The sequence below is a fragment of the Pseudaquabacterium terrae genome (genome assembly GCF_013266755.1).
Classification (GTDB): Bacteria; Pseudomonadota; Gammaproteobacteria; order Burkholderiales; family Burkholderiaceae_C; genus Pseudaquabacterium; species Pseudaquabacterium terrae.
Genome location: NZ_JABRWJ010000008.1, coordinates 322053 through 344259 on the forward strand (window position 1 = coordinate 322053; position 22207 = coordinate 344259).

24 protein-coding genes and 1 tRNA gene are annotated in these 22207 nt (G+C 67.8%); 20 read left to right on the forward strand and 5 right to left on the reverse strand.

Annotated elements, in window-relative coordinates:
* Positions 1-13 precede the first annotated feature (13 nt).
* From HLB44_RS26070 to fdx, 6 genes are all read left to right on the forward strand, one after another.
* Positions 14-1228, forward strand: coding sequence for an IscS subfamily cysteine desulfurase (locus tag HLB44_RS26070; RefSeq protein WP_173129567.1), 1215 nt, complete (start codon positions 14-16; stop codon positions 1226-1228).
* A gap of 24 nt (positions 1229-1252) precedes the next feature.
* Positions 1253-1678 carry a Fe-S cluster assembly scaffold IscU gene (iscU, locus tag HLB44_RS26075; RefSeq protein ID WP_173129569.1) on the forward strand — a complete coding sequence of 142 codons (426 nt, stop codon included), beginning with the start codon at positions 1253-1255 and terminating at the stop codon, positions 1676-1678.
* A gap of 4 nt (positions 1679-1682) precedes the next feature.
* Positions 1683-2006, forward strand: a complete 324-nt coding sequence (gene iscA, locus HLB44_RS26080) for an iron-sulfur cluster assembly protein IscA (RefSeq protein WP_173129572.1) — start codon at positions 1683-1685, stop codon at positions 2004-2006.
* An 85-nt stretch (positions 2007-2091) separates the two neighbouring features.
* Positions 2092-2610 carry a Fe-S protein assembly co-chaperone HscB gene (gene hscB / locus HLB44_RS26085; RefSeq protein WP_173129575.1) on the forward strand — a complete coding sequence of 173 codons (519 nt, stop codon included), beginning with the start codon at positions 2092-2094 and terminating at the stop codon, positions 2608-2610.
* Positions 2611-2643: 33 nt separating this feature from the next.
* The gene (hscA, locus tag HLB44_RS26090) at positions 2644-4500 is read left to right on the forward strand and encodes a Fe-S protein assembly chaperone HscA (RefSeq protein WP_173129579.1); all 1857 of its coding nucleotides are present in this window, start codon (positions 2644-2646) and stop codon (positions 4498-4500) included.
* Between the two features lie 17 nt (positions 4501-4517).
* Positions 4518-4856, forward strand: a complete 339-nt coding sequence (fdx, locus tag HLB44_RS26095; RefSeq protein ID WP_173129582.1) for an ISC system 2Fe-2S type ferredoxin — start codon at positions 4518-4520, stop codon at positions 4854-4856.
* Positions 4857-4865: 9 nt separating this feature from the next.
* On the opposite strand, the gene HLB44_RS26100 is transcribed toward fdx, so the two are convergent.
* The 5 genes from HLB44_RS26100 to HLB44_RS26120 all read right to left on the reverse strand — a co-directional run bounded on the left by HLB44_RS26100 (position 4866) and on the right by HLB44_RS26120 (position 9528).
* Positions 4866-5534, reverse strand: a complete 669-nt coding sequence (locus tag HLB44_RS26100; protein ID WP_173129585.1) for a histidine phosphatase family protein — start codon at positions 5532-5534, stop codon at positions 4866-4868.
* A gap of 55 nt (positions 5535-5589) precedes the next feature.
* Positions 5590-6390 carry an ABC transporter ATP-binding protein gene (locus HLB44_RS26105; RefSeq protein WP_173129588.1) on the reverse strand — a complete coding sequence of 267 codons (801 nt, stop codon included), beginning with the start codon at positions 6388-6390 and terminating at the stop codon, positions 5590-5592.
* A gap of 20 nt (positions 6391-6410) precedes the next feature.
* Positions 6411-7340, reverse strand: coding sequence for a nitrate ABC transporter permease (gene ntrB / locus HLB44_RS26110; protein WP_173129591.1), 930 nt, complete (start codon positions 7338-7340; stop codon positions 6411-6413).
* Positions 7340-8617: a CmpA/NrtA family ABC transporter substrate-binding protein gene (locus tag HLB44_RS26115; RefSeq protein WP_173129594.1), complete on the reverse strand. Its 1278-nt coding sequence runs from the start codon at positions 8615-8617 to the stop codon at positions 7340-7342. The genes ntrB and HLB44_RS26115 overlap by 1 nt, the downstream gene beginning before the upstream one ends.
* Positions 8618-8889: 272 nt before the next feature.
* Complete coding sequence (locus HLB44_RS26120; protein WP_173129597.1) at positions 8890-9528, reverse strand: ANTAR domain-containing response regulator; 639 nt, start codon at positions 9526-9528, stop codon at positions 8890-8892.
* Between the two features lie 69 nt (positions 9529-9597).
* Between HLB44_RS26120 and tsaD the strand changes: the two genes are divergently transcribed.
* The 14 genes from tsaD (at position 9598) to nuoF (ending at position 22120) form a co-directional block, all read left to right on the forward strand.
* Positions 9598-10629, forward strand: coding sequence for a tRNA (adenosine(37)-N6)-threonylcarbamoyltransferase complex transferase subunit TsaD (gene tsaD, locus HLB44_RS26125; RefSeq protein ID WP_173129600.1), 1032 nt, complete (start codon positions 9598-9600; stop codon positions 10627-10629).
* 33 nt (positions 10630-10662) lie between these two features.
* A complete protein-coding gene (locus HLB44_RS26130) occupies positions 10663-11826 on the forward strand; it encodes a pyridoxal phosphate-dependent aminotransferase (RefSeq protein WP_173129603.1) in 1164 nt (387 codons plus the stop codon).
* A 169-nt stretch (positions 11827-11995) separates the two neighbouring features.
* Entirely contained in the window at positions 11996-12265 is a 270-nt protein-coding gene (rpsO, locus tag HLB44_RS26135; RefSeq protein ID WP_173129620.1) for a 30S ribosomal protein S15, read from the forward strand.
* A 216-nt stretch (positions 12266-12481) separates the two neighbouring features.
* Positions 12482-14806 (forward strand): polyribonucleotide nucleotidyltransferase, encoded by a 2325-nt coding sequence (pnp, locus tag HLB44_RS26140; protein ID WP_173129623.1) that lies wholly within the window; start codon positions 12482-12484, stop codon positions 14804-14806.
* A 21-nt stretch (positions 14807-14827) separates the two neighbouring features.
* Positions 14828-15820, forward strand: a complete 993-nt coding sequence (locus HLB44_RS26145) for an NAD(P)H-quinone oxidoreductase (RefSeq protein ID WP_173129626.1) — start codon at positions 14828-14830, stop codon at positions 15818-15820.
* Between the two features lie 11 nt (positions 15821-15831).
* Positions 15832-16572, forward strand: a complete 741-nt coding sequence (gene tpiA, locus HLB44_RS26150; protein ID WP_173129629.1) for a triose-phosphate isomerase — start codon at positions 15832-15834, stop codon at positions 16570-16572.
* 48 nt (positions 16573-16620) lie between these two features.
* Positions 16621-17034 (forward strand): preprotein translocase subunit SecG, encoded by a 414-nt coding sequence (secG, locus tag HLB44_RS26155; protein WP_173129633.1) that lies wholly within the window; start codon positions 16621-16623, stop codon positions 17032-17034.
* Positions 17035-17179: 145 nt separating this feature from the next.
* A tRNA-Leu gene (locus tag HLB44_RS26160) sits at positions 17180-17264 on the forward strand.
* Between the two features lie 154 nt (positions 17265-17418).
* Entirely contained in the window at positions 17419-17778 is a 360-nt protein-coding gene (locus HLB44_RS26165) for an NADH-quinone oxidoreductase subunit A (RefSeq protein WP_173129637.1), read from the forward strand.
* 33 nt (positions 17779-17811) lie between these two features.
* A complete protein-coding gene (locus HLB44_RS26170; RefSeq protein WP_173129640.1) occupies positions 17812-18291 on the forward strand; it encodes a NuoB/complex I 20 kDa subunit family protein in 480 nt (159 codons plus the stop codon).
* Between the two features lie 12 nt (positions 18292-18303).
* Entirely contained in the window at positions 18304-18903 is a 600-nt protein-coding gene (locus HLB44_RS26175) for an NADH-quinone oxidoreductase subunit C (RefSeq protein WP_173129643.1), read from the forward strand.
* Between the two features lies 1 nt (position 18904).
* Positions 18905-20158, forward strand: a complete 1254-nt coding sequence (locus HLB44_RS26180) for an NADH-quinone oxidoreductase subunit D (protein WP_173129646.1) — start codon at positions 18905-18907, stop codon at positions 20156-20158.
* Between the two features lie 70 nt (positions 20159-20228).
* A complete protein-coding gene (locus tag HLB44_RS26185; protein ID WP_173129649.1) occupies positions 20229-20750 on the forward strand; it encodes an NADH-quinone oxidoreductase subunit NuoE family protein in 522 nt (173 codons plus the stop codon).
* 11 nt (positions 20751-20761) lie between these two features.
* Positions 20762-22120, forward strand: coding sequence for an NADH-quinone oxidoreductase subunit NuoF (gene nuoF / locus HLB44_RS26190; protein ID WP_246312487.1), 1359 nt, complete (start codon positions 20762-20764; stop codon positions 22118-22120).
* Positions 22121-22207: the final 87 nt, after the last annotated feature.

The window sequence follows — 22207 nt, forward strand, 5'->3', positions numbered from 1 at the left end:
CACTCTTTCGCCCATGACTCCGCATTTCCCCATCTACCTGGACTACGGCGCGACGACGCCGGTTGACCCCCGTGTCGTCGACGCAATGATCCCGTGGTTGCACGAGCACTTCGGCAATCCGGCGTCCCGCAGCCACGCCTGGGGGTGGGAAGCGGAAGAGATCGTCGAGAAGTCGCGCGAGAAGGTGGCCGCGCTGGTGGGCGCCGATCCACGCGAGATCATCTGGACCTCGGGCGCGACCGAATCGATCAACCTGGCGCTCAAGGGCGCGGCGCAGTTCTACAAGACGCGCGGCAAGCACCTGATCACCCTGAAAACCGAGCACAAGGCCGTGCTCGACACGATGCGCGAGCTGGAGCGCCAAGGCTTCGAGGTGACCTACCTCGACGTGATGGAAAACGGCCTGCTGGATCTCGACCAGTTCAAGGACGCGCTGCGCCCGGACACGATCCTCGTGTCGGTGCTGCTGGTCAGCAACGAGATCGGCGTGATCCAGGACATCCCGACCATCGGCGCGATGTGCCGCGAGCGCGGCATCATCTTCCACGTCGATGCGGCGCAGGCCACCGGCAAGGTGTCGATCGACCTGGCGAAGCTCCCGGTCGACCTGATGAGCCTGGCCTCGCACAAGACCTACGGCCCGAAGGGCATCGGCGCGCTCTACGTGCGGCGCAAGCCGCGCGTGCGCATCGAGGCGCAGATGCACGGCGGCGGCCACGAGCGCGGCATGCGCTCGGGCACCCTGGCGACGCACCAGATCGTCGGCATGGGCGAGGCCTACCGCCTCGCGCGCGAGGAGATGGGCACCGAGATCGAACGCATCCGCATGTTGCACAACAAGATGCTGGCGGGCCTGCAGGACATCGAGCAGGTCTTCGTCAACGGCGACCTCTCCGCCCGAGTGCCGCACAACCTCAACATGTCCTTCAACTTCGTCGAGGGCGAGTCGCTGATCATGGGCGTCAAGGGCATCGCGGTGTCGTCGGGCTCGGCCTGCACCTCGGCGAGCCTGGAGCCGAGCTACGTGCTGCGCGCGCTCGGCCGCAGCGACGAGTTGGCGCATTCGAGCCTGCGCATGACGATCGGCCGCTTCACGGTCGAGAGCGACATCGACTACGCCGTCAGCACGCTGAAGGATCGCGTGGCCAAACTGCGCGAGCTGTCGCCGCTGTGGGAGATGTACCGCGACGGCGTCGACCTCAGCACGATCCAGTGGTCAGCACATTGAATTTGCATTCGTTGGAGTACGGACATGGCATACAGCAACAAGGTCATCGATCACTACGAAAACCCGCGCAACGTCGGCTCGTTCGAGAAGGGTGACGAGACGGTCGGCACCGGCATGGTCGGCGCGCCGGCTTGCGGCGACGTGATGAAGCTGCAGATCAAGGTCAACCCGGCGACCGGGCTGATCGAGGACGCGCGCTTCAAGACCTACGGCTGCGGCTCGGCGATCGCCTCGTCGTCGCTGGTCACCGAGTGGGTCAAGGGCAAGACCCTCGACGAGGCGATGACGATCAAGAACACGACCATCGCCGAAGAGCTGGCGCTGCCGCCGGTGAAGATCCACTGCTCGATCCTCGCCGAGGACGCGATCAAGGCCGCGGTGAAGGACTACCAGGCCAAGCATGGTGATACGGCGGCGGCTCCGGCCGCCGAAGCGACCGGTGCGCACTGAACCCATGGCTGTCACGCTGTCAGAAGCCGCTGCGCGCCATGTCTCCCGCTACATCGCCAAGCGCGGCAAGGGCGTGGGCGTGCGGCTGGGCATCAAGACCACCGGCTGCTCGGGCCTGGCCTACAAGCTCGAGTACGCCGACGATGTGGCCCCCGAGGACCATGTGTTCGAGGGCCACGGCGTCAAGATCCTGGTCGATCCGAAGAGCCTGCCGTACATCGACGGCACCGAGCTCGACTTCGTGCGCGAGGGCCTGAACGAAGGCTTCAAGTTCCACAACCCGCGCGAGAAGGATCGTTGTGGCTGCGGGGAATCGTTCCGCGTCTGACAACGCCCGTTCCCCGATGCAACGACGGCGCGGTGTGGTTCGACCGCGCCTTTGTTTTGTGTTGACCTGACGATCCATGCCTTCGATGAAGCTCAGCGACGACGATTTCACGCTGTTCGGACTGCCGCAGCGCATGGCGCTGGACCGCGCCGCGCTCGACGAGCAATGGCGCGGCCTGCAGGCGACGGTGCATCCGGACCGCTTCGTCGGCGAGGGCGCTTCGGCGCAGCGCGTGGCGATGCAATGGGCCGTTCGTGTCAACGAGGCCTATCGACGCCTGAAGGATCCGCTCAAGCGCGCCGCTTATCTGTGCGAGCTGCGTGGCGAGCCGATCGACGCCGAGAACAACACCGCGATGCCGGCCGACTTCCTGCACCAGCAGATGGCCTGGCGCGAGGCGCTCGACGAGGCGGCCGATGCGCCGGCCGTCGAGCAACTCGACGGCGAGATTGCGCGCCATGAGGCCGGCCTGGTGGAACGGCTGCTCCACACGCTCGACGACGCGCAGGATGCGGCCGCCGCAGCGCAGCAGGTGCGGGCGCTGATGTTCGTCGCGCGCTTCCGCGACGACATCCATCGCCGGCTCGAAGCGCTCGACGCCTGACCTCCTTCGACAACACCAAGACTCACCGCCGCCATGGCCTTGCTGCAGATCTCCGAACCCGGCCAGTCGCCCGACCCGCATGCGCGGCGCATCGCGGTGGGCATCGACTTGGGCACCACGCACTCGCTGGTCGCCGCGATGCGTCACGGCATGGCCGAGTGCCTGCCCGACGGCGCCGGCCGCGTGATCCTGCCGTCGGTCGTGCGCTACACGCCGAACAACGGCCGGCAGATCGGCTTCGACGCCCAGGCGGTGCAGGCCGAGGACCCCGAGAACACGATCGTCTCGGTCAAGCGGCTGATGGGCCGCAAGCTGGCCGACGTCACCGGCGCAGCCAAGCTGCCGTACCGCTTCGTCGATCAGCCCGGCATGGTGGCGATCGACACACGCGCCGGCCTGAAGACGCCGGTCGAGGTCTCGGCCGAGATCCTCGCCACCTTGCGCCAGCGCGCCGAGGACAGCTTCAACGACGACCTCTATGGCGCAGTGATCACCGTGCCGGCGTACTTCGACGACGCACAGCGCCAGGCGACCAAGGACGCAGCGCAGCTGGCTGGACTGAACGTGCTGCGCCTGATCAACGAGCCGACAGCCGCCGCGGTGGCCTACGGTCTCGACAACGGCAGCGAAGGGCTTTACGCGGTCTACGACCTCGGCGGCGGCACCTTCGACATCTCGCTGCTGCGGCTGTCGCGCGGCGTGTTCGAGGTCGTCGCGACCGGCGGCGATGCCGCGCTCGGGGGTGATGACTTCGACCATGCGCTGGCCGACTGGGCGCTGCAGCAGGCCGGTGTGCACGCGACGAGCGCGCAGGACAAGCGCAGCGTGCTGGTCGCCGCGCGGGCGGCGAAGGAGGCCCTGAGCGCTTCACCCGAGGCGACGTTGCGCTGCACGCTCGCCGGTGGCGAGGTCGCGATCGCCGTCACCGCGGAACAACTCGAGAGCCTGGTGCGCCCGTTGATCGACCGCACGCTGATGGCGGTGCGCCGCGTGCTGCGCGATGCGCGCCTGCGCAAGGACGAGGTGCAGGGGGTGGTCATGGTCGGCGGCTCGACCCGCATGCCCGCGGTGCGGGAGGCGGTCGGCGAGCTGTTCGGCCGGCCGCCGCTGGTCAACCTGAACCCCGACGAGGTCGTCGCGCTCGGCGCCGCGATCCAGGCCAACGCACTGGCCGGCAATGCGCGCGATGGCGAACTGCTGCTGCTCGACGTGATCCCGCTGTCGCTCGGCCTCGAGACGATGGGCGGGCTGGTCGAGCGGGTGATCGAGCGCAACACGACGATCCCGGTGGCCAAGGCCCAGGACTTCACGACCTTCAAGGACGGCCAGACGGCGATGGCGATCCACGTCGTGCAGGGCGAGCGCGAGCTGGTCGCCGACTGCCGCTCGCTGGCCCGCTTCGAGCTGCGCGGCATTCCGCCGATGGCCGCTGGCGCGGCGCGCATCCGCGTCAGCTTCCAGGTCGATGCCGACGGGCTGCTGAGCGTCTCGGCGCGCGAGCTCGGCTCGGGCGTCGAGGCGGCGGTGGTCGTCAAGCCGAGCTACGGGCTCGCCGACGACCAGATCGCGCAGATGCTGCGCGAAGGTTTCGCCAGCGCCGAAACCGACATGGCTGCGCGCCGCCTGGGCGAAGCGCGCGTCGAGGCCGAGCGCATGTCGCTGGCCACGCGCGCCGCGCTGGCCGCCGACGGCGACCTGCTCGACGACGGTGAACGCAGCGCGATCGAAGCGCTGCTCGAGGCGCTGGCGCGCACCGCGGCGAGCGACGATGCCGCGGCAATCGACACCGCGGTCGAGGCGCTGGCCGACGGTACCGAAGCCTTCGCGGCAGCGCGCATGAACCGCGGCATCCGCGCCGCGTTGACCGGCCGCAAGGTCGACGACATCTGACTCACGTTTTCCAGCCCATGCCCGTCATCAAGATCCTGCCGCACCCCGAGTACTGCCCGGAGGGCGATCGCATCGAGGCGCCGCGCGGCACCTCGATCTGCGAGGCGCTGCTCGACAACGGCATCGCGATCGAGCACGCCTGCGAGCTGAGCTGCGCCTGCACCACCTGCCACGTGATCGTGCGCGAGGGCCTCGCGTCGCTGAACGAGCAGGAGGAAGAGGAAGAGGACATGCTGGATCGCGCCTGGGGCCTCGAGCCGCAGTCGCGGCTGAGCTGCCAGGCGATCCTCGCCGACACCGACGTGACGATCGAGATCCCGAAGTACTCGATCAACCACGCCAAGGAAAAGCACTGACCGAGCCCCTCAGGTGTAGGTGACCCAGTCCCTGTAGGCCGCGCCGTCCAGGTGCGGCAGCGTGTTGTAGGTCACCAGCATGTGCCGCTTCGGCGTGAACGCGAACTCGGTGACCGAGCTGTTGCGGATGCGCAGGTTCAGCTCGATCGTCGCCTCGGCCGGCGCGCCGAGGATCTGGCCCACGGCGGTGGAAATCGGCCCGCCGCTGGAGACGAGCAGCACGTCGCCCGCATGCCGGCTGCGCACATGGTCGAGCGCGCCGACGATGCCGGCGACGAACTCGGCGTAGCTCGGCATGCCGGCCGGTTGCGCGGTGCCGGCCATCCACTGTTGCAGGCCGTCGCGCAGCAGCCGGAAATGGTGGCGCACCATCTCGGGCGTTTCGGGCTTCTGCAGCTTGTGCGGATGCACCGTGGCGATCACCGCCTCGCTGTCGTACTCGTTCAACCCGGCCCAAGGCAGCGCCTCGTGCTTCGCGCCCAGGCCTTCGGCGATACCGAGCCAGGATTGTTCGTGGCGCTTCAGCGTGCCGGTGATCACCGCCTCGAAGGTCTCGCCGCGTTCGCGCAGGTACTCGCCGAGCCGCACGCACTGGCGATGGCCGAGCTCGCTCAGCTGGTCGTAGTTCGCGGCGCCGAACGAGGCCTGGCCGTGGCGCACCAACAAGAGTCGTCCCATGGTGCGAATTGTGAAATGGCGGCGGCGTGACGCTTGTCACCGCCGCGACCCTCCCTCAAGCGGCTGCGCGTTCGACGTGCCCGTGCCGCGTGTAGAGGAAATCGAGCACTTCCTTGCGGCAGTGCACGTAGGTCGGATCCTCGGCCAGCTCGACGCGGTTGCGCGGCCGCGCCAGCCCGACCGGCAGGATCTCGCCGATCGTCGCCGCGGGGCCGTTGGTCATCATCACGATGCGGTCCGACAGCAGCACCGCCTCGTCGACATCGTGCGTGACCATCACGACGGTGCTCTGCGTGCGCGCCACGATCTTCAGCAACTCGTCCTGCAGGTGCGCACGGGTCAGTGCGTCGAGCGCGCCGAAGGGCTCGTCCATCAGCAGCACCTTGGGCTCCATCGCCAGCGCACGGGCGATGCCCACGCGCTGCTTCATGCCGCCGGAAACCTCGTGCGGGCGCTTCTGCAGCGCATGCCCCATGCCGACGAGCTCGAGCGCCGCCTTGGTGCGCGCCTTCAGCTGCGCCTTCGATTCACGCTCGCCGAAGACCCGTTCGACCGCCAGGTAGACGTTCTCGAAGCAGGTCAGCCACGGCAGCAGCGAGTGGTTCTGGAACACGACCGCGCGCTCCGGACCGGGCGCGTTGACTTCCTTGTTGTCGCACAGCAGCACGCCCGAGGTCGGCACCAGCAGCCCGGCGATCAGGTTCAGCAAGGTCGACTTGCCGCAGCCCGAGTGGCCGATCAGCGTGACGAACTCGCCCTTGGCGACCGACAGGTTGATCTCGCGCAGCGCATGGAAGCGGCCCTGCTTGGTGGTGAACACCATTTCGGCGTTCTGGACCTGGATGAAGTTCTTCATGTCGAGGATCTCCTGGGGGCTCAGCCGTCGAACGAGAAGCGCTTGGCGATGGCCATCAGCAGCTGCTCGAGTGCCAGGCCGACGATGCCGATCACGAAGATCGCGATGATGATGTGCTGGACGTTGAGGTTGTTCCACTCGTCCCAGACCCAGAAGCCGATGCCGACGCCGCCGGTCAGCATCTCGGCCGCGACGATCACCAGCCAGGCGGTGCCCACCGACAGGCGCACGCCGGTCAGCATGTAGGGCAGCACGGCGGGGAACAGGATGCGCGTGATGATCTTCCACTCGGACAGGTTCAGCACCCGCGCGACATTCAGGTAGTCGGCCGGCACGCGCTGCACGCCGACGGCGGTGTTGATGATCATCGGCCAGATCGAGCAGATGAAGATGGTCCAGATGGCGGCCGGGTTGGCCGACTTGAACACCAGCAGGCCGATCGGCAGCCAGGCCAGCGGCGACACCGGGCGCAGCAGGCTGACCAACGGCGAGACCATGCGGTTCAGGAACTCGAAGCGGCCGAGCATGAAGCCCATCGGAATGCCCACCGCGGCCGCCATGCCGAAGCCGACCGCGACGCGCTGCAGCGAGAACAGGATGTTCCAGCCGATGCCCTGGTCGTTCGGTCCCTTCGAGTAGAACGGGTCGGCGAACAGCTTGACCGCGGCCTCGAAGGTCTGCGCGGGCGACGGGAAGCTGGTGCTCTTGATCGTCAACAGCGCCCAGATGCCGATCAGCAGCGCGATGCCGAAGATCGGCGGCAGCACCTTCAGCGCCAGGCCGCGCCAGTCGAACGGCACCCGCGGGGCCGCCGCCGGGACGCTGACTTCAGGCGTTACGACAGCGGCCTGCGGCTTGGCGCCCTGGGCAGCCCCGGGCGCCGCGGCGCGCGCGGCGGCACGCTCCTCGGCGACAGCTTCGAGCGGTGAATGGAATACGGCGCTGACCATCATGCAACTCCCTGGGCCTTGACCTTGAACGAGTCGGCGTACTTCGCCGGCTCCTTGCCGTCCCAGACCACGCCGTCGACCATCTTCGACGTGCGCATCGGGTCCTTCGGCACGCTGGCCTTGGCCGCGAGTGCGCCTTGCTTGTAGAGCTCGACCTGGTTCACCTGCCTGGCCACCGCCAGATAGTCCGGGTGCTCCTTCAGCAGGCCCCAGCGCTTGTGCTGGGTCAGGAACCACATGCCGTCACTGAGGTACGGGAAGGTCACCGCACCGTCGTTGTAGAACTTCATGTGGTTCGGGTCGTCCCATGTCTTGCCCAGGCCGTTCTGGTAGCGGCCGAGGATGCGCTGGTTGATGACGTCGACGGTGGTGTTGACGTAGGACTTGTCGGCCACGGTCTCGGCCATCTTCATCTTGTTCTGCAGGCCGGCATCGATCCACTTGCCGGCGTCGATGATCGCGGCGATCACTGCGCGGCAGGTGTTCGGGTACTTCTTCGCGAAGTCGCCGGTGGTGCCGAGCGCCTTCTCGGGGTGGTCCTTCCAGATGTCCTGGGTCGTCACGCCGGTGATGCCGATGCCGTCGGCGATCGCGCGGTGGCCCCAGGGCTCGCCGACGCAGTAGCCGTCCATGTTGCCCACGCGCATGTTGGCCACCATCTGCGGCGGCGGCACGGTGATGATCTTGGCGTCCTTCATCGGGTTGATGCCATAGGTCGCCAGCCAGTAGTACAGCCACATCGCGTGGGTGCCGGTCGGGAAGGTCTGCGCGAAGGTGTACTCGCGCTTGTCGGTGCTCATCAGCTTGGCGAGCGACGGGCCGTCGACGCCACCCTTGTCGGCCAGCTTCTTCGACAGCGTGATGGCCTGGCCGTTGTGGTTCAGGTTCATCAGCACGGCCATGTCCTTCTTCGGCCCGCCGATGCCCAGTTGCACGCCGTAGATCAGGCCCCACAGCACGTGCGCCATGTCGAGCTCGCCGTTGACCAGCTTGTCGCGCACGCCGGCCCACGAGGCTTCCTTGGTCGGGATGATCTTGACGCCGTACTTCTTGTCGAAGCCGAGCACCGAGGCCATCACGACGCTGGCGCAGTCGGTCAGCGGGATGAAGCCGATGCGCACCTCTTCCTTCTCGGGCTTGTCCGAGCCTTGTGCGTACACCGCGGCCTGCAGGCCGGGGATCATGCCGCCGGCACCGGCGGTGGCGGCGGTCGCCGCAGCGGCCTTGATGACGGTTCGGCGTCCCATGTCGATCGGGTCCTTCGGGCTGGATGGCATGTGGGTCTCTCGTGCTGGAAAAACAAAAAGGCGTCCGCACCGTTCGGCCCGTTCAATGGGCCTGGGGTGGGGACGCCGTCGTCCTGGCTCGAAACCGATCGACATTGACCGGTCCGTGCATCTGATTCAGGGGCAGGTCGCCGTTGACCTGCCCGCAGGAGCTATCGCAATCACCGTGCCAGGGTGCGCGGGGCCGATGTGCTGTTGCGGCGCACCAAATGAGGGTGTGATGCCTGCTTGCTGTGCCCACGCGGCGCGCGGGCGCACCGCGATCAGCCGAGCAGGTCGGCCGCGTCCAGCATGCGCTGCGACAGGTCGGCGAGTTTCAGGCCCTTGTCCATCGCCGCCTTGCGCAGGCGTGAATACGCCTCCGGCTCGCTCAGGCCGTGGCGGTGCATCAACAGGCCCTTCGCGCGCTCGACGACCTTGCGGTCATTGAGCTGGCTGCGCGCATCGGCCAGCTCGCGGCGCATCGATTCCTCGACCTGGAAGCGCGCCATCGCGACATCCAGCACCGGCTTGACGCGCGCCGGCGCGAGGCCGGCGACCACATAGGCGCTGACGCCGGCGGCGATCGCTTCGCGGACGTTCGTCGTGTCGTCGTCGTCCGTGAACAGCACGATCGGGCGGCGCGCATCGCGCGTGGCCATCACCACGTGCTCCAGCGTGTCGCGCGCCTGGCTTTCGGCGTCGACGATGATCAGGTCGGGCTGGATCTGCGCCAGCCGCTCGGGCATGAACATGTCCGAGGGCAGCACCGCGACGATGTTGTAGCCGCTCTCGAGCAGGCCGATGCGCAGGCTGCGTGAACGCTCCGCCGCGCCGAGATCTTCGGCGTCGGCGTCGGGCCCCGGGGTCAGCGACTCCGGCGCAATGATCACGATGCGCAGCGACGGCGCGGGTTCTGCCATGTGAAAGGGTCGAGCAACATTCGAGCCAGTCCGTCCGGGGCACAGGGGCGCCCACTTAAACTGCCGCCGATGAACGTGCTCGGCATCGAATCCTCCTGCGACGAGACCGGCGTCGCGCTGGTGTCGACGCAAGCCGGTGCATTGCCCCGTTTGCGCGCGCATGCGTTGTACAGCCAGGTGCAGATGCACGAAGCCTACGGCGGCGTGGTGCCCGAGCTGGCCTCGCGCGACCACATCCGCCGCGTGCTGCCGCTGACCCGCGCGGTGCTCGACGAAGCCGGCAGCACGCTGCAGCAGATCGATGTCGTCGCCTACACCAAGGGTCCCGGCCTCGCCGGTGCGCTGCTGGTGGGTGCCGGCGTCGCCTGCGCGCTGGCCGCGGCGCTGGACAAACCGACGCTCGGCATCCACCACCTCGAAGGCCACCTGCTGTCGCCGTTCCTGTCGGCCGATGCGCCGACCTTCCCCTTCGTTGCGCTGCTGGTCTCGGGCGGCCATACGCAGCTGATGCGCGTCGATGCGGTCGGCTCGTACGAGCTGCTCGGCGAGACGATCGACGATGCGGCCGGCGAGGCCTTCGACAAGTCGGCCAAGCTGCTGGGGCTCGGTTATCCGGGCGGGCCGGCGCTGGCGCGGCTGGCCGAGGGCGGGCGCGCCGATGCCTACGCGTTGCCGCGCCCGCTGCTGCACAGCGGCGACCTCGATTTCTCGTTCGCCGGACTGAAGACCGCGGTGATGACGCAGCACCGCAAGCTCGGGCCTGCCCCCGACGCGCAGCAGCTGGCCGACCTGGCGGCATCGACGCAAGCCGCGATCGTCGAGGTGCTGGTGAAGAAGTCGCTGCGCGCGCTGAAGGCCACCGGGCTGCAGCGGCTGGTCGTCTCCGGCGGTGTCGGCGCCAATGCGCAACTGCGCCAGCAGCTGAATGCCGCGGCGCTGCGGCGCGGCCTGCGCGTGCACTATCCGGAGCTCGCGCTGTGCACCGACAACGGCGCCATGATCGCGCTGGCCGCGGCAATGCGGCTCGACGCCGGGGCAGCGGTTGCGGCCCGGGACTACGCCTTCGATGTGCGGCCGCGCTGGCCGCTGGGCCAACTCTGAATCCGAACTCAAGCCCCCTTGGAAAATCCGACGATGCGCAAGACGATCACCCGGCTGCCGGGCTCGAAGATTCGCGAGGTGGCCAATGCCGGCCTCGGCCGCGACGACGTGCTGGCCTTCTGGTTCGGCGAGAGCGACCAGGTGACGCCCGAGCCGGTGCGCCAGGCGGCGGCCGAGTCGCTGGCGCGCGGCGAGACCTTCTATTCGCACAACCTCGGCCTGCCGGAGCTGCGCGCCGCACTGCGCGAGTACACCGCGTCGCTGCACGGCGATCCGGGTGATCACCGCATCGCCGTGACCTCCTCCGGCGTCACCGCGCTGATGCTGGCGATGCAGCTGCTGGTCGATGCCGGCGACGAGGTCGTCGTCGTCACGCCGGTGTGGCCGAACCTGCCGGCCCAGCCGGCGATCCTCGGCGCGCGCGTGACGCGGGTGGCACTGCAGCCCGATCCGGCCGGCCTGTGGCGGCTCGACCTCGAGCGCCTGATCGCCGCGATCACGCCGGCGACGCGCGTGCTGCTGGTCAACGCGCCGAACAATCCGAGTGGCTGGACGCTCTCGCGCGACGAGCAGCAGGTGCTGATCGAGCACTGCCGCCGCACCGGCACCTGGATCGTCGCCGACGAGGTCTACGAGCGGCTGTGGTTCGGCGCCCGCGGCGCCTGCGCGCCGAGCTTTCTCGACGTCAGCACGCCCGACGACCGGCTGGTGGTCGTGCACAGCTTCTCGAAGAGCTTCCTGATGACCGGCTGGCGGCTCGGCTGGCTGGTGCTGCCGCGCGGGCACCTGGACGCGATGGCCAAGCTGATCGAATTCAACAGCTCCTGCGCGCCGGTTTTCGTGCAACGCGGCGGGTTGGCCGCGCTGCACGGTGCCGCCGCCAGCGTGCCGGTCCTGGTCGAGCACCTGCGCGGCTGCCGCGACACGCTGTGCAACGCGCTGGCCGCGCTGCCCGGGCTGCGGCTGGCGGTGCCGCCCGGTGGCATGTACGCCTTCCTGCAGGTCCCCGGTCTGCCCGAAGCGGCCGACTCGCTGGCCTTCGCCAAGCGCCTGGTCACCGAGCACGGCCTGGGCCTGGCGCCCGGCGCGGCCTTCGGCGAAGAGGGTGAAGGCTGGCTGCGCTGGTGTTTCGCTTCGCGCGACCCGGCGCGGCTTCTGCAGGGGGTCGAGCGGCTGAGCGGCGCGCTGCGTCTATAATCCGCAGGTTTTGCGCACCGGTCCGACCGGTCAACGCGAAATCAACGCACGGCGCGGGTTGGTTTCACCCGCGTCCGCAAGTGGAAACTTGGAAACCGCAGCTGGCGCGCCGTTCAACGGTGCTAGGCAGGCGGCTTCCGACATCAGGAACTGAAAGAAGGAAATCCGCATGTCCGTCGCCGACATCAATCGTGCCGAAATCGTCAAGGGCAACGCCCGCGCTGCCAACGACACCGGCTCCCCCGAAGTGCAGGTGGCCCTGCTGACCGCCCGCATCAACGAACTGACCCCCCACTTCAAGACCCACTTGAAGGACCACCACGGCCGCCGCGGCCTGCTGAAGATGGTCAGCCGCCGCCGCAAGCTGCTGGACTACCTGAAGGGCAAGGACGCTGACCGCTACACCGCGCTGATTCACAAGCTCGGCCTGCGCAAGTAAGCGAACCACCCACGAAAGAGCCTGTCTGGACCTCCTCCAGCACAGGCTCTTTTGACTTTGGAGCGTGCCGATTCAGTCGCAGCTGTGTCATTCCACCGCCGTCCCGCACCGGGCCGCGCTGGAATGGCATGCCGCTGAAGCCGGTTCATCAGACGCTCCCGGTCCCACCGGCGCCACCGCCTGCAAGTGCGCCGAGCAAGAACTGGAGACGCTTCCATGAGCATGTTCAACAAGATCACCAAGACCTTCCAATGGGGCCAGCACCAGGTCACGATGGAGACCGGCGAGATCGCGCGCCAGTCGGGCGGCGCGGTCGTCGTCGACATCGAGGGCACCGTGGTGCTGGCGACCGTCGTCGCGCGCGCCGAGGCCAAGGCCGGCCAGGACTTCTTCCCGCTGACGGTTGACTACATCGAGAAGACCTACGCCGCCGGCAAGATCCCCGGCAGCTTCTTCAAGCGTGAAGGCCGTCCGAGCGAGCTCGAGACGCTGACCAGCCGCCTGATCGATCGCCCGATCCGCCCGCTGTTCCCCGAGGGCTTCTTCAACGAGGTGCAGGTCGTCATCCACGTGCTGAGCCTGAACCCCGAGGTGCAGGCCGACATCGCCGCGCTGATCGGCACCAGCGCCGCGCTGTCGGTGTCGGGCATCCCGTTCAATGGCCCGATCGGCGCCGCGCGCGTCGGCTACATCAACGGCGAATACGTGCTGAACCCGGGCAAGACCCAGCTCGCCGACTCGAAGATGGACCTGGTCGTCGCCGGCACCGAGGCTGCGGTGCTGATGGTCGAGTCCGAGGCCGACCAGCTGAGCGAAGAGATCATGCTCGGCGCCGTCGTCTTCGGCCACGAGCAGGGCAACATCGCGATCAACGCGATCCACGAGATGGTGCGCGAAGCCGGCAAGCCCGAGTGGCAATGGCAGGCCCCCGCGAAGGACGAAGCCTTCATCGCCAAGGTCGGCGCGCTGGCCGAAGAGCCGCTGCGCGCCGCCTACCAGATCCGCAGCAAGCAGGCCCGCACCCAGGCCACGCGCGAGGCCTACGCCAACACGCTGGCCGCGCTGAAGGCCGAAGGCGCCGAATTCGACAGCGTCAAGGTCGAAGGCCTGCTGTTCGACATCGAGGCGCGCATCGTGCGCAGCCAGATCCTCGGCGGCGAGCCGCGCATCGACGGCCGCGATACCCGCACCGTGCGCCCGATCGAGATCCGCACCGGCGTGCTGCCGCGCACCCACGGCTCGGCGCTGTTCACGCGCGGCGAGACGCAGGCGCTGGTGATCTCCACGCTCGGCACCGACCGCGACGCGCAGCGCATCGATGCGCTGGCCGGCGAGTTCGAAGACCGCTTCATGCTCCACTACAACATGCCCCCGTTCGCCACCGGCGAGACCGGCCGCGTGGGCAGCCCGAAGCGGCGCGAAATTGGTCATGGGCGGCTCGCCAAGCGCGCGTTGATCGCCGCGCTGCCGAGCAAGGAAGACTTCCCGTACTCGATCCGCGTCGTCTCGGAGATCACCGAGTCGAACGGCTCGTCGTCGATGGCCTCCGTGTGCGGCGGCTGCCTGGCGCTGATGGACGCGGGCGTGCCGATGAAGGCGCACGTCGCCGGCATCGCAATGGGCCTGATCAAGGAAGGCAACCGCTTCGCGGTGCTGACCGACATCCTGGGTGACGAGGATCACCTCGGCGACATGGACTTCAAGGTCGCCGGCACCACCGGCGGCGTGACCGCGCTGCAGATGGACATCAAGATCCAGGGCATCACGAAGGAGATCATGCAGGTCGCCTTGGCGCAGGCCAAGGAAGCGCGCATGCACATCCTGGGCAAGATGCAGGAAGCCGTCGGCGGCGCGAAGACCGAGGTCTCGCAGTTCGCCCCGCGCCTGTACACGATGAAGATCAACCCGGAGAAGATCCGCGACGTGATCGGCAAGGGCGGCGCGACGATCCGCGCGCTGACCGAGGAAACCGGCTGCACGATCGACATCGGCGAAGACGGCACGATCACCATCGCGTCGACCGATGCCGACAAGGCCGAGTTCGCGAAGAAGCGCATCACCGAGATCACCGCGGAAGCCGAGATCGGCAAGATCTACGAAGGCGCGATCACCAAGATCCTGGACTTCGGCGCGTTGGTCAACATCCTGCCCGGCAAGGACGGCCTGCTGCACATCAGCCAGATCGCGCACCAGCGCGTCGAGAAGGTCACCGACTTCCTCAGTGAAGGCCAGGTCGTCAAGGTCAAGGTGCTCGAGACCGACGAGAAGGGTCGCATCAAGCTGTCGATGAAGGCGCTGCTCGACAAGCCCGAGGGCTACGAGGAAGAGCGTTTCGACCGCGGCCCGCGGGGCGATCGCGGCGACCGGGGTGACCGCGGCCCGCGTGGTGACCGCGGCGATCGTCCGCCGCGCCGCGAGCGCAGCGACCGTCCGGATCGTGCCGAGCAGCCGCGTGAAGGCGGCGAGGTGCCGGCCGAAGGCGGCGAGGGCGCTGGCGGCGAGCCGACGTCCGACACGCGCGGCATCGAGCAGCAGCAATAAGCCCGCGCGGCCTCGTCGACGATGCGTGCAATCGGACTGAACGGCTTCGGCGGCCCCGAGGTGCTGGTCGAGACGACCCGCCCGGATCCGCAGCCGGGGCCGGGTGAGCTGCTCGTGCGCGTCAGCGCGTCGGGGATCAATCGCCCCGATGTGCTGCAGCGCAAGGGCGCCTATGCGCCGCCGCCGGGGGCGTCGGACCTGCCGGGGCTCGAGATCGCCGGCGCCGTCGCCGGTGGTGATCCGGCCGAGCTGGCCGCGGCCGGCTTGGCGCTCGGTGACCGCGTCTGCGCGCTGGTTGCCGGGGGGGGTTATGCCGAGCTCTGCGTCGTGCCGATCCCGCAGTGCCTGCCGGTGCCCCAGGGCCTGAGCGATGTCGAAGCGGCGAGCCTGCCCGAGACCTTCTTCACCGTCTGGTCCAACGTCTTCGACCGCGCGCAGTTGCAGCCCGGCGAGACGCTGCTGGTGCAGGGTGGCTCGAGCGGCATCGGCGTCACGGCGATCCAGCTCGCGAAAGCGTTTGGCGCGCGCGTGCTGGTCACCGCCGGCAGCGACGACAAGGTCGCCGCCTGCCTGGCGCTGGGTGCCGACGTCGGCATCAACTACCGCACGCAGGACTTCGTCGCCGAGGTCAAGGCCGCCACGCAGGACCGCGGCGCGGACGTGATCCTCGACATGGTCGCCGGCGACTACGTCGGCCGCGAGCTGAAGTGCCTGGCCGATGACGGGCGCCTCGTGATCATCGCCGTGCAAGGCGGCGTGAAGAGCGAGGTCAACGCCGGAGAGATCCTGCGCCGCCGCCTGACGATCACCGGCTCGACGCTGCGGCCGCGGCCGGTGGCCTTCAAGGGCGCGATCGCCGCGTCGTTGCGCCGCCATGCCTGGTCGTGGATCGAGGCCGGCAAGGTGAAGCCGGTGATCAACCGCGTGTTCCCGGCCGCGCAGGCGGCCGACGCGCATGCGCTGATGGAATCGAGCCAGCACGTCGGCAAGATCGTGCTGGACTGGACGATCTGAAGGAATCCTCTATGCGACGCAAGCTCGTGGCCGGCAACTGGAAGATGCACGGCAACCACAAGGCGAATGCCGACCTGCTGGCGGCCATCGTCGCGGCACGCCCGTTCGGCTGCGACGTGGCGGTCTGCGTGCCGTTTCCGTACCTGTCGGAGACGGCGGTCACGCTGACCGGCACCGACGTCCGCTGGGGCGCGCAGGACTGCTCGGCGCACGAGCAGGGCGCCTACACCGGCGAGGTCTCGATCGGCATGCTGGCCGAGTTCGGCTGCCGTCACGTCATCGTCGGCCACTCGGAGCGCCGGCAGTACCACCACGAGAGCGACCAGCTGGTCGCCGACAAGGCCAAGGCGGCGCTGGCGCGCGGTGTCACGCCGATCGTCTGCGTCGGCGAGACGCTGGCCGAGCGCGACACCGGGCAGACCGAGGTCGTCGTCAAGCGCCAGCTCTCGGCGGTGATCCACACGCTCGGCCACTGCGCCGGCGAGATGGTCGTCGCTTACGAGCCGGTGTGGGCGATCGGCACCGGCCGCACCGCGACGCCGGAGCAGGCGCAGGCCGTGCACGCGCTGCTGCGCGCGCAGCTGCAGGCCGCGACCGCGCACGCCGCCGACATGAAGATCCTCTACGGCGGCAGCGTCAAGCCCGACAACGCGGCCACGCTGTTTGCCCAACCCGACATCGATGGTGGACTGATCGGCGGCGCCAGCCTGAAGGCGGCCGACTTCGTCGCCATCTGCCGCGCGGCCGCTTGAACACGAGCTTCAGCCCGCGGCACTTTCGAATCCTGGAGAAAAGAGAACATGCAAGTCTGGATGAACCTCATTCTGGTGCTGCAGCTGATTGCGGCGCTGGCGATGATCGGCCTGGTGCTGGTGCAGCACGGCAAGGGCGCGGACATGGGCGCATCGTTCGGCAGTGGCGCGTCGGGCAGCCTGTTCGGTGCCACCGGCAGCGCGAACTTCCTGTCGCGCTCGACGGCGATCTGCGCGACGGTCTTCTTCGTCACCACGCTGGCGCTGGCCTACATGGCCAACACCAACGTCGTGCGCGCGCCGAGCGGCGCCGAGAGCGTGCTCGACCGTGCAGGCAAGCCCGCGAGCGCCCCATCGGCCCCCGCGCAAGCGCAGATCCCCGGTGCCGCGCCGGCACCGCAGGTGGCACCGGCACCCGCGCCGGCACCGGCTGCATCGGCCGGCGAAATTCCGACCAAGTGAGCGTCGGTCGAGCGTGTGCCGGCCGGCGTCACACGCTCGCGACAAAGCCTCGGATTCGGTCGACTTTCGGCTTAGAATGCGCGGCTGTTCAGGGCGCCATCCTCACGCTAACTGAACACTGAAAAGGGCTGCGGTCCTTGACAAAGCCGACGTGGTGAAATTGGTAGACACGCTATCTTGAGGGGGTAGTGGCGAAAGCTGTGCGAGTTCGAGTCTCGCCGTCGGCACCAAAGAATCCAGCAGCGCAGGTCCTTATCCGGTGCCTGGGCTGTGCGCCCTGCAAAGCAGGGGCAAAAGGGGGCGCACCGTTGCAGCACCGAACGTGTTGTCACCGGAGCGCCTTTTTTACGCCGGATCGTTGTCTGACACCACACTGACGCCGCCATGGACCTGCAACAGTACCTCCCTGTCATCCTGTTCATCCTGGTTGGCGTGGGGGTCGGCGTTGCGCCCCAGGTGCTGGGCTTCCTGCTCGGGCCGAACCGCCCGGACGCACAGAAGAACAGCCCCTACGAATGCGGCTTCGAGGCCTTCGAGGACGCGCGCATGAAGTTCGACGTGCGCTACTACCTGGTCGCCATCCTCTTCATCCTGTTCGACCTCGAGATCGCCTTTCTCTTCCCGTGGGCAGTCGCGCTGAAGGACATCGGCGCCACCGGCTTCTGGGCCATGATGATCTTCCTGGCGATCCTGGTCGTCGGCTTCGTCTACGAATGGAAAAAGGGTGCGCTGGACTGGGAGTGATCTCCCGCGTCGACACGCATTCGAGGAATCAAGATGGGCATTGAAGGCGTTCTGAAGGAAGGCTTCATCACCACGTCGGTCGATACGCTGGTGAACTGGTCGAAGACCGGCTCGCTGTGGCCGATGACCTTCGGTCTCGCGTGCTGCGCGGTCGAGATGATGCACGCGGGTGCCGCGCGCTACGACATCGACCGCTTCGGCATGCTGTTCCGTCCCAGCCCGCGCCAGAGCGATCTGATGATCGTCGCCGGCACGCTGTGCAACAAGATGGGGCCGGCGCTGCGCAAGGTGTACGACCAGATGGCCGAGCCGCGCTGGGTGCTGAGCATGGGCTCCTGCGCCAACGGCGGCGGCTACTACCACTACAGCTACTCGGTCGTGCGCGGCTGCGACCGCATCGTGCCGGTCGACGTCTACGTGCCGGGCTGCCCGCCGACCGCCGAAGCGCTGCTGTACGGCATCCTGCAGCTGCAGGCCAAGATCCGGCGCGAGAACACGATCGCCCGCGCCTGACTGAAAGCCTTCATGACAGCACGTCTAGACAACCTGCAAGCCGCGCTCGACGGCGCACTCGGCGCGAAGATCAAGCACTTCAAGCGCGAGCGCGGCGAGATCACGATCACCGTTGCCGCGGCCGACTACCTCGCGGTGGCGCAGCAGCTGCGCGACGAGCCCTCGCTGAAGTTCGAGCAGCTGATGGACCTGTGCGGCGTCGACTACAGCAGCTACAAGGACCAGCCCTGGGACGGCCCGCGCTACTGCATCGTCTCGCACCTGCTGTCGGTCAGCAAGAACTGGCGCGTGCGGCTGAAGGTCTTCGCGCCGGATGACGACGTGCCGGTGGTGGCCAGCCTGACCGAAGTCTGGGCCGCCGCCAACTGGTTCGAGCGCGAGGCCTTCGACATGATCGGCGTGATCTTCGACGGCCACGTCGACCTGCGCCGCATCCTCACCGATTACGGCTTCATCGGCCACCCGCTGCGCAAGGACTTCCCGGTGTCGGGCCATGTCGAGATGCGCTACGACCCCGAGCAGAAGCGCGTGATCTACCAGCCGGTGACGATCGAGCCGCGCGAGATCACGCCGCGCATCATCCGCGAAGACAACTACGGCGGTCTCCACTGAAATGGCCGAGATCAAGAACTACACGCTCAACTTCGGTCCCCAGCATCCGGCTGCGCACGGCGTGCTGCGCCTGGTGCTCGAGCTCGACGGCGAGGTGATCCAACGCGCCGACCCGCACATCGGCCTGCTGCACCGCGCGACCGAGAAGCTCGCCGAGAGCAAGACCTACATCCAGTCGCTGCCGTACATGGACCGACTCGACTACGTGTCGATGATGTCCAACGAACACGCGTACTGCCTGGCGATCGAGAAGCTGCTCGGCCTCGAGGTGCCGATCCGCGCGCAGTACATCCGCGTGATGTTCGACGAGCTGACGCGGCTGCTGAACCACCTGCTGTGGCTCGGCGCCCACGGTCTCGACTGCGGTGCGATGAACATCCTCATCTACTGCTTCCGCGAGCGCGAGGACATCTTCGACATGTACGAGGCGGTCTCGGGCGCGCGCATGCACGCGGCCTACTACCGCCCGGGCGGCGTCTACCGCGACCTGCCGGATTCGATGCCGCAGTACCAGCCGTCGAAGCTGCGCAATGCACGCGCGATGGCGCAGCTCAACGAGAACCGCCAGGGCTCGCTGCTCGACTTCATCGACGACTTCTGCAAGCGCTTCCCGAAGAACGTCGACGACTACGAGACGCTGCTGACCGACAACCGGATCTGGAAGCAGCGCACCGTCGGCATCGGCGTCGTCTCGCCCGAACGCGCGCTGAACCTCGGCCTGACCGGCGCGATGCTGCGCGGCTCCGGCATCGCGTGGGACCTGCGCAAGACGCAGCCCTACGAGGTCTACGACAAGATGGACTTCGACGTGCCGGTCGGCGTCAACGGCGACACGTATGACCGCTACCTGGTGCGCGTCGAGGAGATGCGCCAGGCCAATCGCATCATCCAGCAGTGCGTCGAGTGGCTGCGCAAGAACCCCGGCCCGGTGATCACCGACAACCACAAGATCGCTCCGCCGCCGCGCGTGGACATGAAGTCCAACATGGAAGAGCTGATCCACCACTTCAAGCTCTTCACCGAAGGCTTCCGCGTGCCCGAGGGCGAGGCCTACGCGGCCGTCGAGCACCCGAAGGGCGAGTTCGGCATCTACATCGTTTCGGACGGCGCGAACAAGCCGTACCGGCTGAAGATCCGCGCCCCCGGCTTCCCGCACCTCGCGGCACTGGACGAGATGGCGCGCGGCCACATGATCGCCGACGCCGTCGCGATCATCGGCACCATGGACATCGTGTTTGGCGAGATCGACAGATGAATTTCGCCGGGCCGTTCCCAAGAAATTCGCTCCCCCTCGGGGGGATGGCGCGCAGCGCCAAGGGGGCCAATTGAATCTTTCTGACGCTCAGCAGGCGCGCATCGCGTCGCTGCCCCAGGCAACGATCGATCGCTTTGCGAAAGAAGTGGCCAAGTACCCGGCCGAGCAGCGCCAGTCGGCCGTGATGGCCTGCCTGGCGATCGTGCAGCAGGAGCAGGGCTGGATCTCGGGTGAATCCGAGGAGGCGGTCGCCGCCTACCTCGGCATGGCGCCGATCGCGGTGCGCGAGGTCACGACCTTCTACAACATGTACAACCAGCGGCCGGTGGGGCAGTTCAAGCTCAACGTCTGCACCAACCTGCCGTGCCAGTTGCGTGATGGCGAGACGGCGCTCGCACACGTGTGCCAGAAGCTGGGCGTGGAAGAGGGCGGCACGACGGCCGACGGCCTGTTCACGGTGCAGAAGAGCGAGTGCCTGGGCGCCTGCGCCGATGCGCCGGTGGTGCTGGTCAACGACCGCCAGATGGTCAGCTTCATGGACAATCCGCGGCTCGATGCGTTGATCGAGACGCTGAAGTCGCACGCAAAGTGAGCGTCCAGACCATGCAGATGCTCGATCTCTCGAAGTTCCAGGCCAAGGGCGTGGAGACCTGCTTCCACGACCGCCACATCACGCCGCAGATCGTCGCCGGCCTCGACGGCAGCAACTGGCGGCTGAAGGATTACGAAGCGCGCGGCGGTTACCAGGCGCTGCGCAAGATCCTCGGCAAGGACGGCGGCGAGGGCCTGACGCCCGACCAGGTCGTGGCCGAAGTCAAGAACTCCGGCCTGCGCGGCCGCGGCGGCGCCGGTTTCCCGACCGGACTGAAGTGGAGCTTCATGCCGCGCGCGCTGCCGGTGCAGAAGTACCTGGTGTGCAATTCGGACGAGGGCGAGCCGGGCACCTGCAAGGACCGCGACATCCTCGCCTACAACCCGCACATCGTCATCGAGGGCATGATCATCGCCGCCTACGCGATGGGCATCACGGTCGGCTACAACTACATCCACGGCGAGATCTTCGAGATCTACGACCGCTTCGAAGAGGCGCTCGCAGAGGCCCGCGCCGCCGGCCTGCTCGGCAACAACATCCTCGGCTCGAGCTACAGCTTCCAGCTGCACGCGCACCACGGCTTCGGCGCCTACATCTGCGGCGAGGAAACCGCGCTGCTCGAATCGCTCGAAGGCAAGAAGGGCCAGCCGCGCTTCAAGCCGCCGTTCCCGGCCAGCTACGGCCTGTACGGCAAGCCGACGACGATCAACAACACCGAGACCTTCGCCGCGGTGCCGTGGATCATCCGCCACGGTGGCCAGGCCTACCTCGAGTGCGGCAAGCCGAACAACGGCGGCACCAAGCTCTTCTCGATGGTCGGCGACGTCGAGCGGCCGGGCAACTACGAGATTCCGCTCGGCACGCCGTTCTCGAAGCTCCTCGAGCTCGCGGGCGGCGTCAAGGGCGGCCGCAAGCTCAAGGCCGTGATCCCCGGCGGTTCGTCGGCACCGGTGCTGCCGGCGCAGGTGATGATGGACTGCACGATGGACTACGACTCGATCGCCAAGGCCGGCTCGATGCTCGGTTCCGGCGCGGTGATCGTGATGGATGAGACGCGCTGCATGGTCAGCAGCCTGCTGCGCCTGTCGTACTTCTACATGCACGAGAGCTGCGGCCAGTGCACGCCGTGCCGCGAAGGCACCGGCTGGCTGTGGCGCGTGGTCAACCGCATCGAGCACGGCCAGGGCAAGCAAGACGACATGCAACTGCTCGACTCGGTGGCCGAAAGCATCATGGGCCGCACCATTTGCGCGTTGGGTGACGCGGCCGCGATGCCGGTGCGCGGCATGCTGAAGCACTTCCGCGACGAGTTCGCGTACCACGTCGAACACAAGCACTGCATGGTTGGCGGCGCACACACGCACGCCTGAATCACATGTACCCCCACGCTCACATTCGTTCGCTGCCCCCCGAGGGGGCTGGCCTCCCTTGGGGCGGCCCTGCGGGAGGCCCTCGCC

Bases quoted from the DNA above. Each gene is read 5' to 3' on its own strand.
- HLB44_RS26070 (WP_173129567.1), top strand. From the start codon at position 14: ATGACTCCGCATTTCCCCATCTACCTGGACTACGGCGCGACGACGCCG.
- iscU (WP_173129569.1), top strand. From the start codon at position 1,253: ATGGCATACAGCAACAAGGTCATCGATCACTACGAAAACCCGCGCAAC.
- iscA (WP_173129572.1), top strand. From the start codon at position 1,683: ATGGCTGTCACGCTGTCAGAAGCCGCTGCGCGCCATGTCTCCCGCTAC.
- hscB (WP_173129575.1), top strand. From the start codon at position 2,092: ATGAAGCTCAGCGACGACGATTTCACGCTGTTCGGACTGCCGCAGCGC.
- hscA (WP_173129579.1), top strand. From the start codon at position 2,644: ATGGCCTTGCTGCAGATCTCCGAACCCGGCCAGTCGCCCGACCCGCAT.
- fdx (WP_173129582.1), top strand. From the start codon at position 4,518: ATGCCCGTCATCAAGATCCTGCCGCACCCCGAGTACTGCCCGGAGGGC.
- HLB44_RS26100 (WP_173129585.1), bottom strand. From the start codon at position 5,534: ATGGGACGACTCTTGTTGGTGCGCCACGGCCAGGCCTCGTTCGGCGCC.
- HLB44_RS26105 (WP_173129588.1), bottom strand. From the start codon at position 6,390: ATGAAGAACTTCATCCAGGTCCAGAACGCCGAAATGGTGTTCACCACC.
- ntrB (WP_173129591.1), bottom strand. From the start codon at position 7,340: ATGGTCAGCGCCGTATTCCATTCACCGCTCGAAGCTGTCGCCGAGGAG.
- HLB44_RS26115 (WP_173129594.1), bottom strand. From the start codon at position 8,617: ATGCCATCCAGCCCGAAGGACCCGATCGACATGGGACGCCGAACCGTC.
- HLB44_RS26120 (WP_173129597.1), bottom strand. From the start codon at position 9,528: ATGGCAGAACCCGCGCCGTCGCTGCGCATCGTGATCATTGCGCCGGAG.
- tsaD (WP_173129600.1), top strand. From the start codon at position 9,598: ATGAACGTGCTCGGCATCGAATCCTCCTGCGACGAGACCGGCGTCGCG.
- HLB44_RS26130 (WP_173129603.1), top strand. From the start codon at position 10,663: ATGCGCAAGACGATCACCCGGCTGCCGGGCTCGAAGATTCGCGAGGTG.
- rpsO (WP_173129620.1), top strand. From the start codon at position 11,996: ATGTCCGTCGCCGACATCAATCGTGCCGAAATCGTCAAGGGCAACGCC.
- pnp (WP_173129623.1), top strand. From the start codon at position 12,482: ATGAGCATGTTCAACAAGATCACCAAGACCTTCCAATGGGGCCAGCAC.
- HLB44_RS26145 (WP_173129626.1), top strand. From the start codon at position 14,828: ATGCGTGCAATCGGACTGAACGGCTTCGGCGGCCCCGAGGTGCTGGTC.
- tpiA (WP_173129629.1), top strand. From the start codon at position 15,832: ATGCGACGCAAGCTCGTGGCCGGCAACTGGAAGATGCACGGCAACCAC.
- secG (WP_173129633.1), top strand. From the start codon at position 16,621: ATGCAAGTCTGGATGAACCTCATTCTGGTGCTGCAGCTGATTGCGGCG.
- HLB44_RS26165 (WP_173129637.1), top strand. From the start codon at position 17,419: ATGGACCTGCAACAGTACCTCCCTGTCATCCTGTTCATCCTGGTTGGC.
- HLB44_RS26170 (WP_173129640.1), top strand. From the start codon at position 17,812: ATGGGCATTGAAGGCGTTCTGAAGGAAGGCTTCATCACCACGTCGGTC.
- HLB44_RS26175 (WP_173129643.1), top strand. From the start codon at position 18,304: ATGACAGCACGTCTAGACAACCTGCAAGCCGCGCTCGACGGCGCACTC.
- HLB44_RS26180 (WP_173129646.1), top strand. From the start codon at position 18,905: ATGGCCGAGATCAAGAACTACACGCTCAACTTCGGTCCCCAGCATCCG.
- nuoF (WP_246312487.1), top strand. From the start codon at position 20,762: ATGCAGATGCTCGATCTCTCGAAGTTCCAGGCCAAGGGCGTGGAGACC.